General features: G+C 47.0%; 7 protein-coding genes. 3 read left to right on the plus strand and 4 right to left on the minus strand.

What is annotated here, in order from left to right:
• Positions 1–16 precede the first annotated feature (16 nt).
• Positions 17–97 carry an IS3 family transposase gene (locus AB4Z50_RS29165; RefSeq protein WP_441884988.1) on the plus strand — a complete coding sequence of 27 codons (81 nt, stop codon included), beginning with the start codon at positions 17–19 and terminating at the stop codon, positions 95–97.
• 75 nt (positions 98–172) lie between these two features.
• Here the strand turns inward: AB4Z50_RS29165 and AB4Z50_RS29170 are convergent, their stop codons facing one another.
• Entirely contained in the window at positions 173–1,111 is a 939-nt protein-coding gene (locus AB4Z50_RS29170; protein ID WP_441884875.1) for a VanW family protein, read from the minus strand.
• 143 nt (positions 1,112–1,254) lie between these two features.
• Between AB4Z50_RS29170 and AB4Z50_RS29175 the strand changes: the two genes are divergently transcribed.
• Entirely contained in the window at positions 1,255–2,424 is a 1,170-nt protein-coding gene (locus AB4Z50_RS29175; RefSeq protein WP_441884877.1) for a hypothetical protein, read from the plus strand.
• A gap of 73 nt (positions 2,425–2,497) precedes the next feature.
• Here AB4Z50_RS29175 and AB4Z50_RS29180 read toward each other — a convergent pair whose 3' ends face one another.
• Entirely contained in the window at positions 2,498–9,379 is a 6,882-nt protein-coding gene (locus tag AB4Z50_RS29180; RefSeq protein WP_441884879.1) for a rhamnogalacturonan lyase family protein, read from the minus strand.
• Between the two features lie 706 nt (positions 9,380–10,085).
• Between AB4Z50_RS29180 and AB4Z50_RS29185 the strand changes: the two genes are divergently transcribed.
• Positions 10,086–10,442: a helix-turn-helix domain-containing protein gene (locus AB4Z50_RS29185; RefSeq protein ID WP_441884881.1), complete on the plus strand. Its 357-nt coding sequence runs from the start codon at positions 10,086–10,088 to the stop codon at positions 10,440–10,442.
• Between the two features lie 55 nt (positions 10,443–10,497).
• Here the strand turns inward: AB4Z50_RS29185 and AB4Z50_RS29190 are convergent, their stop codons facing one another.
• Together AB4Z50_RS29190 and AB4Z50_RS29195 are read right to left on the minus strand one after the other, a co-directional pair.
• Positions 10,498–11,367, minus strand: a complete 870-nt coding sequence (locus AB4Z50_RS29190) for a hypothetical protein (RefSeq protein ID WP_441884883.1) — start codon at positions 11,365–11,367, stop codon at positions 10,498–10,500.
• Between the two features lie 85 nt (positions 11,368–11,452).
• Positions 11,453–14,695: a hypothetical protein gene (locus AB4Z50_RS29195; RefSeq protein ID WP_441884885.1), complete on the minus strand. Its 3,243-nt coding sequence runs from the start codon at positions 14,693–14,695 to the stop codon at positions 11,453–11,455.
• Between the last annotated feature and the right edge of the window lie 5 nt (positions 14,696–14,700).

Consider the following 14,700-nt stretch of genomic DNA (forward strand, 5'->3'; position numbering starts at 1 on the left):
GGACATTGAAGCCTACATCCACTTTTACAATAACGAACGATTACAGGCAAAACTAAACGGCCTCAGTCCAATGGAGTTTAGGACTAAGGCCGTTTAACAGGTTTTATTATTTGTAATGTCTACTTGACGGGGGGCAGTTCAATTCGGCAGTCCCTTATCTAATCTTTCATGTTTATTTTTTTGGCTCCGAACCGCCAGCATCCATCTCCAGCTTGATTTCCTCAGGCAATTTTTTCGAAGCGCTGGGCACTTGTCTCGTTTTTGCATTAACGTCTTCCGAAGAGCAAATAACGATGCTAACCTGCCCTCCCTGCGCATAAGCACGAATGAGTATAGGCTGATCATATTTATTTTGAAACACAAAGTCCGGCCCATACCAGCTTACCGTCGCATCGCGGCCTGGCGGAACATATTTGACATGCCGGCTGTGTGAATAGCGCTCAACAATTTTGAGTCCTGCCCGATCCACTGCATTAAAGAGGGTAGATGAAATTTGACAAATACCACCGCCGACGTCTTCCGAAACCTCTCCCCTCACAATGACTGGAGCACGCAAATACCCTTTTTCCCTTGTCCGTATGCCAACTACCTCATTAAAAGAGAACCGTTCATCCGGGAAAACGACATGGTTATTAATTGCTTTCGCAGCTAATTCAACATTATGAGAACGGTTTTTGTTGCGTGAGTTGTAATATGTAGCATAGAGTCCAATTTTTTGGGTTTTGATGTTCGAGAGCAGCTCGCTGTCTACTTTCGGATAAGTCGTTAGCAGAGGAGCCTCAAGCTTTAATAGTTCCCCTTCATAAATAAAGCTGTAAAACTGCTCCTCGAACGCTTTCCGATTAAGCTTACTTCCTGTCTGCTCGGACATGATTCTCCCCGCTCCATCAAGCGCTGCGTTAATAGGAGGCTTCTGCACTCGTTTATCAAGCTCATCCATAAATTTATCAAGCTTCTCTTGATTAACGAGCGGAATGCCAGTCATCGAATCGCTATACTGTGCACGTTTCATTTCCGAAATCGCATGGCCTTCATGCTCGATAACTAAAGAATCAGAATATGCTCCTTGCTGGAACAAAAACAATATGGCCAGAATCCACGGCAATCCCATTATCGTTAATCACCCCCATACAGTAGTATCCGTGCTAGTATGAATCATTTTAGGCAGAAGCATGCATACTGCTGACCACATAATTATCGTGAAAATGGCTGAATATAAAGATAACGACAATTGTGATTGGAGGAGGACAACTTATGACCCGGATCTGGAGAAAAGCAGCTGTTGTTATATTCGTTCTTATATCGCTGTTAACCTTACAAACCAACGATGCCGCTGCACAGACGATGATGTTGAAGCCCAAAAAATCAAATGAGCAGCAGCAGCAACATATAATGATTATGACTGTCCGCTCTGGTCAACACTCCTCATTTATGAGCGAGCTGCAAATCGAAAGCCAAGAAATGAATGCCGCTTTGCGTCAATCCAAGCATGTTCCTGAAGCTGAAATAGACTATTACTCCGATATAGACATCGCGTTAAAGTCTGCTGAAACGGTACATTATCGCTTGGATCGCTCTGGACAGCTCTGGAACGAAGCTAAAGCAGAAAAAATAATTTTGCCTGACAAGCTGGCTAAGAAGCTGGTTCGGTTAGCCGAAGGGTTGCGGACACAGCATTACGGGAAATTGTTGACATGGCAGCAAGCAACGGAGCTTTTGCCTAAAAAAAGCATGTTTTCTGTGACGGAGCTGGAAACGGGATTAACCTTCCATGTACAACGGCGCGCAGGCAGCGATCATGCAGATGTTCAGCCGTTAACGAAAGAAGATTCCCGTGTTATGAAGCAAATTTATAATGACAAATGGAGCTGGAAAAGAAAGGCCATACTCGTCCACTCCGGCGACACCTGGATCGCTGCTTCTATGAATGGCATGCCGCATGGCGGTGACGGCATTCCAGAGAACGGCTTCTCTGGACACTTTTGCATTCATTTTCTAGGCAGCTCCACCCATAAATCAGACACTCCAGACCCCGCGCACCAAATGATGGTACATAAGGCTGCTGGTCAAATCAAACCTTATTTCGAATCTGTTCAGCCGAGCGTACTAGCTAGAAGCTTCGTGGAAGCGATGTATCATCAAGACCATGAGTTGTTGCTTCCGCTCGCCAAAGAAATGCCAAAGGAAAAGCTCGCTTCCATCTTACATGTTATGGAGTCACTCGTTTCCATACGAGAACAAATCCCGCCAAAATCCAAAGGCCAGATCCACACCGATGAGCTTGGTGAAGCCTTAACGACCGAAATAAGATTGCCTGTATCCATCCATCAGCTGAATAAGCCTCGCCAAAGCAGCGTCTATACCTTTATGTTCAAACGAGAAACCGCTAAGTCCCCATGGCATATTCAAGATATTATTGAATAAAAAATCCCTATAGCTGTGGAATCCGAATCATTCGGCTTTCCTTCGCTATAGGGATCTGCTCAGTTGACGTATTTTATTCGAGCATGCTCATCATCGAATAAATGACTTTTGCTGCTTGTGCTCTTGTACTCCATCCATTTGGCATAAATGTATTACCCGACATGCCGTTCAGAATGCCTGTCGACTGCATTTCCTGAACAGCCTTGACTGCATAATCGGCAATCTCCTCCTGATCGGTGAAAGCAATTCCGCCTCCACTCACAAGCTTCAAGCCAGCTACCTCAGCTGCACGGTAGGCCATAACGGCCATATCCTGCCGTAAGATAAGCTCGTTGACGCCAAAGGTTCCGTCAGACTTGCCTTTTATTATGCCAAGCTTCTCAGCTGCGGCAATTGAGCTGGCGTACCATGCGCCTGCTTTCACGTCGTTAAAGCTGCTTACTTCTTCGCTGTCTTCTAGCTCTAATGCCAGCATCAGCATTTTCACAAATGCTCCTCGTGTCACCTCGCCATTTGGCTGAAAGCTGCCATCTCCATAGCCATTAACAATGCTGCGCGCTGCCAATGCTTCAATCGGATCGATTGCCCATAAAGCTTGATTCAGATCCGTGAATGCAGATGCTGCGTATAGGCTAGAATAATAGCTGAAATGATTCGTTTTGAAGGTGATCATCCCTGTTTTTGCATCATACTTTCCATTGCGAACGATTTCGAATTTGCCATCGTCTGCGATATAATAAACGACCACATTACCCGGCTTCTCACCTGGCTTAAGCACATAAGGAACACTTATCTCAAGTGTATGCTTGCCGCCCGCGAATTCACTTATTTTCTTATCGCCTACATATAGATTGAAATCATAGACGGTTCCATCGCCAACTTTCTCTCGAATAGCCTCGGAGAGTCCAGAAGTATCCATCCTATCGATTGATAGTTTTAGCGTTGCTGTACCTGTGCCAAGCGCACCCTTAAGTGCTTTGTTCGAAAGGGTTACTTTTGCCGAGCCTGTATCAATTGTTAAAGATAATTCATCCTTCGTATTCCAGCCCGCAAACGCACCGCCACGAATGCTGATCTCTACTGATTTGGCAGAACCTACCGCATTCACCTTAATGGTGAGCGATTTCGCTGCTGCTTCGATCGCTTTTTGGAGATTCGCAGCTTCTACAACTGCTGTTGCCTTGCCGTTCACTGTCACTGCTTCAACCGTTACTTGATTGCCAGCAGGTGCTGGAGTTGGCGCTGTTCCACCCGACGATGAATCCGGTGTTGGACTTGGAGTTGGTGTCGGTGTTGGACTTGGTGAAACGACTGGATCTGCAAGCAGGGTAATTTTTTTCTCCCCTTTTACACCCGATCCATCCGCAGCCGTCGCTACGACGGTTACCTTTCCTTCCGCTGTCGCATGAAGCAGGCCATCTGTTCCGATTGCTGCCAGAGCAGTAGTGCTGCCATCCTCATCCACAACTGACCAAACAACATTTTTGTTAACCGCAGTATCCATATGAACCTCTGCATTCATCTGGAGCGTACTGCCCACCTTAACAGAATCGGCTTGCCCTGCCGCTGTTACCGTTATCGAGGTAACTAGCGCTTGAATATATTGAATATTTGGAGCTGCTGGCATCGCCATTCCGTCTCCTAAATAGAAGCTTGGATGCGGCGGCTGGTTATAAGCAACATTTTGCCAAGCTACTCCTAAACGATAGTTCGGATCATGCATCAGCGTGCGAATGCGATATTCGGTTTCATCCACAGTAGAGTAGATTCTAAATTCGCTGCTGTCTTCTGAACGCCACATGATCTCCTCACGCCAGTCGCCGAACAAATCAGCCTGCAAGCTAGAGTTCGCTTTCGTCGAGTTATTTGTAGAGGAGCCAACTGCGGTCAATAGATTAACCGTTTTTGCATTCATATAATCCCATTTATCGATGCGATTATAATCCTGCAGCTCGCGCAGCAGATCGCCATCCCACCATACGCCAAAGTTTGTCGAGCTTGGGATGCTCGTCGTTATTTTCTCGCCTTTGGCGCTGTATAATCCTGTAACCGGGATATGCTCGCTACTTACAATATTGGCGCTCCACATCTCTTCACCCAAATATCTTGGATCGAGATCCGCTGACATCCCGCGGCCCGTATCTACGCCGGTATGAATCCCCCAAATAATTTCGCCTGTACGCGCATCCTTCAAATCCATCCCGTATGGGGAGTCGCTATGCTCTTGTACAGCGAATATTTCCAGTCCCGGACGTTCAGGGTCAAGGTCGCCAAAGTGCATCGCATCACCGTGACCAAGTCCCGTATTGTAGAGCGGCTTGCCATCGTCATCAATACCCATCGCGCCAAAATGAATTTCGTCTTTGCCGTCGCCGTCCGAATCGCCTATCGATAAATTGTGATTCCCCTGGCCTGCAAAGGAGCCGTTTCCTTCATCGTTAGAGTCAAATACCCATCGCTTCGTCAGCTGACCATTGCGATAGTCATAAGCAGCAAGCACCGTACGTGTGTAATACCCTCTGCTAAAAACTAAGCTCGGCTTCTCGCCGTCAAGATAAGCTACCGCTGCTAGAAAACGGTCTACCCGATTGCCATAAGCATCTCCCCACGCTGTAACATCACCGCGAGGCGGATCATACTCTGTTGTGGCAAGTGCTTTTCCAGTTGAACCCTCGAATACGGTTAAATATTCATTGCCTAGCAAAACATATCCGGTACTGTTGCGATAATCCTTGCTTGGATCACCGATAGCTTTGCCCGTTCCGTCAATCGTGCCATCTGCTGTCTTGAACGTTACTTCTGCACGTCCATCACCGTCCAAGTCATAAACCATAAACTGCGTATAATGCGCCCCTGCTCGAATATTTGGTCCGAGATTAATGCGCCATAGCCGCGTGCCGTCAAGCTTATAAGCGTCCATATACACAATGCCAGTATAACCGGCTTGGGAATTGTCTTTGCTGTTGGATGGCGACCATAACATGACAATCTCATATTTACCGTCACCGTCGAGATCCCCTACGCTAGCGTCACCCGCTGCATACGTGTACGGCTGTCCGTCCTTCGTATAATCATCGGCTGGCTTCTGCAGCGGCACTGATTTGTACTGCTTTTGCCAAACGCCGAAGCTGCTGGTCGCCGCCTGCTCAACACCGCTCAGCACCGATGTAATATGGTACGAGGATGTGTCTTTACCCGCCGTATCCACATAGTTCGTGCTCTTCGTAATTAGCTCATCGTTAAGCTTGACGCCGTCACGATAAACATTGAAGCCGATTGACTCTGGATCAAGTCCTAACATACGCCATCCCAAATAGTTGCCGTTCTCCGTCTTAATGGCGACAGGCGAACGATCCAGATACTCCATTGCGCGAACTAGCGTTGTAATCGCCTGTGTCTCCAAAGCATCCGACAGCTCAGAAATGCCGCCCTCATTGACAGAGGCCACTTTATAGTAATAAGGAATCGTCGTCAAAACGGTGTTGTCGGTATAAGATGCCGTAGATGACTTTCCAATCAACGTATAAGGGCCATTCGCTTCTTTGGCGCGATACACATTGTACATTCTTGCCTGAGGAACGGCATCCCAAGTGAAGCTGATATCGTTTTTGTGAATGGAAGCAAGCGCAAGGCCTGTTGGAATCGCTGCTTTCTCCACATTCGGATCAATCATGGACACCTGTAGGAAATTAGATGTCACCGACTCAAATCCGGTATTGTCTATTGCCGACACCGAATATACGTACTCAAGGCCAACATCCGCGCTTGTATCAATAAACGTTGGTTGCGTCGTCACGCCTAGCAGCTCGGCGCTGCTGGCGACAGTAGCCTTGCGATAAACATGATATTTTACTGCATCTGCTCCTCCCGCCCATGAAAGCTCCGCCTTAATTGGATTGCTGCTCAAATCAAGATCGTTTAGCTCTAGCTTCGTAGGCGCTAGAAGCAGCGGTGTTATTTCAACCCCATTCAAATGAGCAGTCTGGCCGCTGAGGATCATGTTCAGCTGGCCGTCCTTAACGGCAATCATGTTGAACACCCGTTCAGCAATATTTTCCTTGCCTGAGGAAACCGTGCCGAAATCCTTGCCTTCGATATTAATATTCGTTTTCGTTGATCCGATCCAATCCCCTGTATAGGTTTTGACCGAATAATAACCGTTTGGCAGGTCCACTTTGAATTCATAGCTTTTGCCAAAATAAGCAACAAAGTCTCGTCTGAGCGCATCCGTACCCGCTCCGCGGTCGCGATCTATCATACCTGTGCTGTCCGTTATGCCATATCCGCGTTCAGCGGTGTAAATCGTATTGCGAGTAACCTCGGTATAACCAGCCTCAACTACACCGCCAATCGTTCCGAAATCATATTTGTACAATGCCGATTTCGTTTGAATAAAGATGGGATCGGATGGCGCAGACTCTCCTTTGCCATTCACTGCTGTCACATAAACATGATAGCTGTTCCCTTCAACAAGGCCGCCCATATTCAGCGTCGGAAGTGTAGAAGTACCAATCATGGCATACGCGCTATCCGGCTCTGAGGAAAGCTTGCGATAGATTTTGTAAATATCCGCTGTTGCTGTTTTGTCCCATTTGAGCAATGCTCCTGCATTGCTTATGCTTCCAGCGACAAGGCTGGTCGGCTTAGCCGGCACGTTTGCTGGCAATTCAATTTCTTTTACGGATTGAGCCAGAGGCAAATCCAGCTGCTTGATCGCTGCCGAGAGCATACGCGCGAGCTGGATGGCGCCATATTCTTGGAAATGCGTATCATCAGCGGAGCCATTCAGGAATGCTCCGTATACACCAGCTGGCGTATGAAGGAACACGGATAACGTTGCTGCTGGACCGATTGAATCGTAATACGCAATACTCAGCGCGCTCAAATCGACCACGTTAACGTCAAGCTCCTGCCCCACTTCCTTCATCGCTTGCACGTATTCTGGGAAGCTGACGTTAAACTTTCCAGTTTCGGCGTTGAAGCTGCGCCTGCCCATCGGCGTCACAAGAATTGGCGTTGCTCCGCGCTGCTTCGCGCCGTTTACATACGTTTTCAAATAGTTTTTGTAATCAGCTGGAGATGCATAACGATCCGGAACGCTAATCGTTGCATCATTATGACCAAATTGCACGAGGAAATAATCGCCCGGCTTTATAGCTCTCAGCACCTCATCCAAGCGGCCTTCGGATATAAAGTTTTTGGTGCTACGACCGCCGATCGCATGATTTTTGAAAATAACATTTTCAGAGAAAAAACTTGGAATCATTTGTCCCCAGCCCGCTTGTGGAAGCCAGTACGGATCGTATGTTTGTACTGTAGAATCACCTGCTAGATAAATAGTAGGCAGCTCGCCTGGTGTACGCTCCGCTTTTTTCGTAATGACGAGCGCGTTGATTTTTGGAGCAGTACCCGTAAACTCGAAGTTCAGCTGCCCGTCTACCAGCGCAATATCGAAGCTCATTTCAAGAAATTGACCTGCTGGCCTAACCGCATTGCCGTCCAGTCGTTTTACCTTTTCCATGTTCTCGACCGTAATTGAAATATCTGTTACGTCATTCAGATCCCCTGCAATAAGAGACACGGTGTAATCTGCATTCGGCAGATCCACAATGAAGGATGTGTCCTTTACGATGCTGAAGTCCGAGCGCAGCGCATCCGCTGTGCCGCGGTCGACGAAGCTTACCTTTGCCGGATCACCAAACCCGTATTTTCGCTCCGCGGAATAAGCAGCAGCAGAGGAAACGGAAACATAACCATCGGCTGCCCAACCTTTTCCAAAATCAAAACGTTTTACATCTCCATCCGGCAAGACAACCGGCGGCACATACACGGTGCTTGCCGCGTAAGCCGAGAAGTCGGACAAGACTTGTCCATTCCGTGCTTTTATTTTGTAATATTGCACGATAGCGGTATTCGCTGTTTGATCGATATACGACGATGCTGCTGATTGGCCAATCTCAGCATACGTCCCATCCACTGCATCCGAACGATATACGACATAGTCCGCCGCTCCAACAGAAGCGCCCCAAGCAAGCCGAGTAGAGGCGGCATTCACTTCGGTAACTGCTAGATTGGTGGGAAAAACAGGAGACTGCGGCATCGGAATCAAGGCAGCCTCGCTAGCTGTACTTAAAGGCGACTGCTGGCCAAAGGCATTGACTGACGAAACATAATACGTATAGCTGTCCCCAACACTTACATTAGCATCGGAATAGCTCGTTTCTTTGATTTGCTCAGCAATTGGCTCACTTGGCTCACTGCCGCCAGTCGTACGGTATACATGGTAGTAAACTGCATCCGTGACAGCTGTCCATTTCATTGAAACTCCACTTGCGCTTATACTCGTCAGCATGAGTCCTTCTGGCGCAGAAGGAAGTACTTGCTCGATAATAACAGCGTTCAATACACTGAATGTTCCATCGCCTGTCAGTTGAATATTTAGTTGTCCATCTGCGACTGAAGCATTATAAACCTTGCTCTCTACAGCTCTGCGAGAGTTGATAGATTCCCCGGCTACATCCTCAATCGTTACCTTCGTTTTGTAGGTAGAAGTCGTTTGAAGAAGATCACCGGAATAAAGCGTGACCTTATAGTTGCCATTAGGTATGTCCGCTTTGAATACAAAAGGAACATTTGTTCCTCCCAAAACAAAATCATTAATTACGTTATCCGGTGATTCTGCCCCTCGAAAACGAGAAGCAAGATTCATATCCAAACCATAGCCCTTCTCAGGTGTATAAAGCGTCGTTCCAGTAATTCCGATATAACCATCCGCAACAGGACCGCCTGTACTTCCAGCAGGTGCTGGCGCTGAACCAAAATCAAACTTCCACATCTGCGGCTGTGCAGTTTGCGCGGCCTCTGCTTGCTCATTTGTAAATCCAGCAAAAACCGTGCAGAAAACCATAACTACTGCCAACACTAACGACATGCTCCGTTTCAATCGCTTACTCATTCAGCGTTTGTTCCCCTTTCATAAATGGGCTAAAATAAGCTGTAAACGTTTCTAGCAATCACGCAAAATTTTTGGCAAGAAATATTTACCTCTTAATAGTACTCTTATAAAGAATGCGCTTTCATTAGAAAAAACCATAATGATTGTTCAAATATCCGTGTATTTAGGCAGCTTTTGCAAAAACGACAGACTTCGGCGGCGGCATACTGGGCTGTTGATTAGTGAAGGTGACTGTAAGCAAGCCGGTGTTCTAAAAGCCTTAAAGTTATGTTAGTTTGGTAGCTGTAGGTACATATATACGCTTATAGTGTTAGGTGGGCCGTTGGAGTGGGGATTTATGGTGGCTRTTAGMACGTATATGTTCTTAGAGCCTTGAAGTATCATGAGTTTGGCGGCTGTAAGCACATATATGTGCTTATGGAGTAAAACCAGCGTTGAAATAGTGATCTAAATTGGCTGTTAGCACGTATATGTTCTTAGAGCCTTGAAGTATCATGAGTTTGGYGGYTRTAAGCACATAGATGTGCTTATGGAGTCAATTCGCAGTCGGAGAGGGACTTTTGGCGGCTGTAAGGTTGCTTACAACAAGCTAGTGTTCTGATTTGTACATGCAATTGGAAAACATGATATAATTATGTGTGCATTTACCTTGCAAGCAATATGATCATTTAAAATAGACATTGTGACGTTGGAGAGGGGGATATTGATGTTTGCGAAGCGCCTTAAACAGCTGCGTAAATCGAGGAAATTAACGATGCAGGAAGTTGCTGATTATTTAGGAGTTGCGAAAAGCACCTATGCAGGCTATGAATCCGGCTATCGACAGCCGACTCTTGAATCCATTCAAACCATTTCACGCAAGCTGCGCACTTCCGCTGATTATCTTCTTGGGCTTACTGATTATCCTGAGCCGCCAATCGAGCTCAATCATAATGCGAAGGAATATTTGAATTATGATCAGCTGCACTGGGATGGGGTTCCTTTGGAAAAGGACGACCTGGATTTAATTCGCAACTTGCTCGAACGTGTACTCCGCGATCGCACCTTGCCAAAGGATGGATGATCTATCCACTATATCTATATTTGATTAAAATAAGGAACTCCAAACGTTCTTAGCTTCAACCGCCCATCAATTGCAGCAGCTTCGCCTCGAATTGCCCTTGAAGCTGCAGCATGAGATCGCTGAACGTTTGCTCCCACTTATCCGTAATTTCTGCCTCCACATTATCCTTTTCTGCTTGTGCAATAATTCCCTGCATTTTTGTACTGCATGTCGCTTCCACCTTCGAAAGCCCGTCCATCCATTTCTGGCTTAACTCCTGAAACGCGTAAGGGTCAGACATATCCAATTGCGCAACACTTGTTTCCGCTCCTGCCAATACATCATTCATATCCTGCGTACACTTAGCTTGAATCTGGACAATCTGCTGCTCATACTTTTCCGTTGACGTAATTGGAGCTTCCGTTTCCGGCACATTTGGCTGATCAGGCGAAGGCGAAGGCGTTGGCTTTGGTTTTGTCGTTGGCGTTGACGTTGAACCATCATTCGGCTTCGTCTCCGTCCCTTTGTTCGGTTTAGTTGTACTTGATGGCTTCGTCGTCTGAACGGGCAAAGGATTTTCATTTTCCCCAGCCGGCTTATCCGCCTCTTTCTCCGGCAGTACAGCTTCCCCTCCACTTCCAGCAGGCTTACCCGCCACCTGTTCCACTGGTTTGCCGGTTTTGTCAGTTGTTGGCGGTACGCCATCTACAGTTGGACTCGTTTTCTCAGGAGCAGTCCCATACAGTTCTTCCTCACTCAGCTGTGCTTGCTCGTTTAATGCTGCGCCATTCGCATTCACAATAAGTGATTGTTGTGAGGATTCATTCCAATAGAGACCGCCCCACACAAATAATAGAATAAGCGTTAACGAGCCTAAAATAATATTAATCGTATCCGGCTTCTGAAGCCGCGGACGCCGTTTCTTCCTTGCATGATGCTTGCTCATATTATGCTCATACCACCTTCCGTTTTGAATAGAAAGAAGCCAGTCTCCTTTCTCTTAGACGAGAAGGAAGACTGGCTGCTTTTTGTTAAGATCGCATGATTTCCGTAATAATAGTAGTAAGCAATTTGTTGACCTTGCTTTTCGTTTCGTTTATCGCCTTATTTTTCAGCGCGTTCGTTGTTTTTACTTTATTGATCTCATCAACAGCTACATTTCTAGCCTGTACAACATCCATGATCAGTTGTGCCTTCTGCTCATCGTTGGTCGCTGCTTTCAGCTTTTTCTTAACCTCGTTCAGCTTGCTATCCAATTCTTCAGCTATTCTCTTAAACTCTGCCTTAGGATCAATTTCCACATCTTCATTTACGAGCGTCACCTCTTGCTGGAAAATCACTTTAGCAGAGCCGCCGTATGGATTCACTAACGTCGCTTGAATAACAGCCGTACCATTAGCAACCTTTTTCGGAATCGTTACTTTCCCTCGCGAATCGACCGTGACATCTTTGCTTCCCGATACTTTCTTCCATTTCAAGAACGAGGATGGCAAAACAGTGCCAAGCAGCTTCAAGCTGTATTCATGCTGCCTTCCGCTATCCGTAATCTTCACCGCCGAAATAACTTCTGAACGGATATAAGCAACTGTTAATGCGTTAAGGGCCCGCTCATCATATTTCAGCTTTAGTTGGAATTTAAAAACAGATAGTCGTACATCAGCCGATTTAACACCTAAGTTGTTCAGCGCCTCGCTTAATGCATAATCATCCTTTTTGGATAAAATTTCACCCATGGCTTCCATAATAACCGCATTTATTTTTTCCTTGTTGCCGAGCAGCTGAGCGATCTCCTGCGGCTTCATATCCGAGATAATTTTGCGAACGGTCCCTTCAACACCAAGGCGGTCAGCTCCATCACCGAACAACAGAACGAGGAAATCATCCATGCTGAGGCTTGTTACCCCGCCTGCTGCGGCAATCGTCTTCAGTGCAGCACGGAATTCTGGATTCGTTCGAATCGCTTCAAGTCCCTTCGCTTCTGGATCATATTGCAGGGAGCCTACAGACTGAATGATCTGGAACACAGTCTTCTTCAGCTCCGCTTGGTTAACCGATGCGGGAAGCTTAGGAGCAATTTTGACCCAGACAGGATCAATAAGTGATTGATCCTTGGCAAAATCAAGCTTGGCGATCTCATCGCGCAAATTGCGTACATCCTGCACATCCGAAGGATCTCCAGCAAGCAGTGCCGCGTGAAGCTTATTCATTCTCTCAAGGAATTCTTCTGCCGGGAAGTGTTCTCCCTCTCCATTTGTAGCTGTTAACGTAACCTCTTTCTCAAATATAACTTTAGCTTGTCCACCATATGGGTTAATCAATGTGGCTTGAACAACCGCCGATCCGCTGGCAACGCCTCGCGGAAGCGTAACCGTACCGCCAGTAGATACTTTCACATCTTTGCTTCCAGATACTTTGCTCCACCGCAGCGCAAGCGGCGGAACATCCACGCCGAACACCTTCAAGCTGAATTTTTGCTCACGGCCATCTTCACTGACTTTAACAGCCTCGACAGCTTCAGAGCGCATATGAGCGATAATTAGCGCTTGAATTGCTGGCTCATCCATCTTCAATCGAGCTTGGAAGTTAAGCATGGTTGCAGCAGATTCCTCCGCCGTTACACCCAACTGGCTTAAAACGGAGCTGAACTTATAATTGCCGGTTTCACTTAGCAGCTCCTCTGTCTTCTGGAGCAGCAGTGTGGAAATCGCTTGCTTATCTCCAATCAACTGCAGCAGCTGAGTCGGTGACAGGCTGGCAAGCTTCTGCCTTATCGCGCCATCTACACCCGGGTTAACGCCACCATCGCCAAATAAAAACATGAGAATATCGTCTATGACAAAGCTAGTTTCGCCGCCTCCGGCTGCTCCAAGCTCAGCTAACACTGCACGATATTCAGGATTTTTGCGAATCTCCTCTAAACTTGCAGCCTGCGGGTCATATGGAATCAAGCTAATCTCCTTAACCATATTGAATAAAACAGCCTTCAGCTTTGCTTGGTCTGCTTCTGCGGGCAGCTTAGCTGCAATCTTCTTCCAAATCGGATCAATTAAATTGTGATCCTTAGCAAAGTCCAGCCCGGCAAGCTCATCACGCAAATTGCGAACAGCCCCAATATCTGCTGGATCTCCTGCTGCTAGAGCAGAATGCAGCTTATTCATCCGCGCAAGGAATGACTCTACAGGAAATTCGGTCTCATGCGAAATTGCAGCGTTTAAGGTTACCTCTTGCTCAAATATGACTTTCGCCGAGCCACCGTATGGATTAATCAGCTTAGCCTGAATAACAGCTGTGCCGGTTTTCGCAGCATCCGGTATAGTAACGACACCCGTAGGCAATACCTTTACATTAGAATCGCCGGATACCTTTGACCATTGCAGCACTTGTGGGAAAAGATATACGCCGAACACATTTAAGCTATACGAATGCACACGACCGGTGTAGTCTATTTTCACGCTTGATTTCACGCTTGATCGAATATACGCCACAGTCATCGCGCTGATCGCAGGCTCGTCCTTCTGAAGCTTCACCTGGAAGTTTTGTACGGTCGCTCTTACATCCTGCGGCGTCACGCCTAAATTTTTCAAAATAGAGCTGAACTTGTACTCCTTTGTCTCACCCATCAGCTTCTCCATCGCTTGAAGAAGAACCGTTACAATGCCCTGCTTATTGCCAAGCAGCAAAATCAGCTCCTCCGGAGACTTCTCCGCGATCAAGCTGCCAATCGTTCCTTCAACGCCTTTACGGCTGCTGCCATCGCCAAACATAAAGACAAGAAAGTCTTCCAATCGGATGTTTTCGTCACCGCCGGCAGCTGCAATCGTCTTTAACGTTGCACGAAACTCTGGATTCGTGCGAATAGCCTCCAAATCAGAGGCTTCAGGGTCGTAATGGAAGGAGCCTACAGCCTTGATCAACCGGAACAGGCTCGCTTTAAGTTCTGCTTTATCGGCAGACTCAGGAAGCTTCTCGCTAATTTTGGTCCAAATCGGATCGATCAGCTGCTGATTTGTTGCTTCATCCAAACCGGCAATTTCATCTCGCAAATTTTTAACCTCTTGCATGTCCTTCTTGTCCCCAGCTGCTAGTGCTGCATATAGAGCCTGCATACGCTCCAAAAACACGCTTGAAGGCAGCGCAGCTTCTGCGGCACTCGCCGCTTGAACAAATCCCAGCTTCTCGGTCAGCCCTTTCTGGCTGAGCGGTAATCCGCCTAGCGATGCTGTAAGCATAGAGATCGCCAGCGCGGATAAGGTTACTTTTTTTCGAAACGTCATTTCAT

Origin of the sequence: Paenibacillus sp. 2TAB26 (assembly GCF_052115145.1) — a bacterium.
GTDB lineage: Bacteria > Bacillota > Bacilli > Paenibacillales > Paenibacillaceae > Pristimantibacillus.

What these genes read in the sequence shown, in the direction of transcription:
- AB4Z50_RS29170 (WP_441884875.1), bottom strand. Translation starts at nt 1,111, where the DNA reads ATGGGATTGCCGTGGATTCTGGCCATATTGTTTTTGTTCCAGCAAGGA.
- AB4Z50_RS29175 (WP_441884877.1), top strand. Translation starts at nt 1,255, where the DNA reads ATGACCCGGATCTGGAGAAAAGCAGCTGTTGTTATATTCGTTCTTATA.
- AB4Z50_RS29180 (WP_441884879.1), bottom strand. Translation starts at nt 9,379, where the DNA reads ATGAGTAAGCGATTGAAACGGAGCATGTCGTTAGTGTTGGCAGTAGTT.
- AB4Z50_RS29185 (WP_441884881.1), top strand. Translation starts at nt 10,086, where the DNA reads ATGTTTGCGAAGCGCCTTAAACAGCTGCGTAAATCGAGGAAATTAACG.
- AB4Z50_RS29190 (WP_441884883.1), bottom strand. Translation starts at nt 11,367, where the DNA reads ATGAGCAAGCATCATGCAAGGAAGAAACGGCGTCCGCGGCTTCAGAAG.
- AB4Z50_RS29195 (WP_441884885.1), bottom strand. Translation starts at nt 14,695, where the DNA reads ATGACGTTTCGAAAAAAAGTAACCTTATCCGCGCTGGCGATCTCTATG.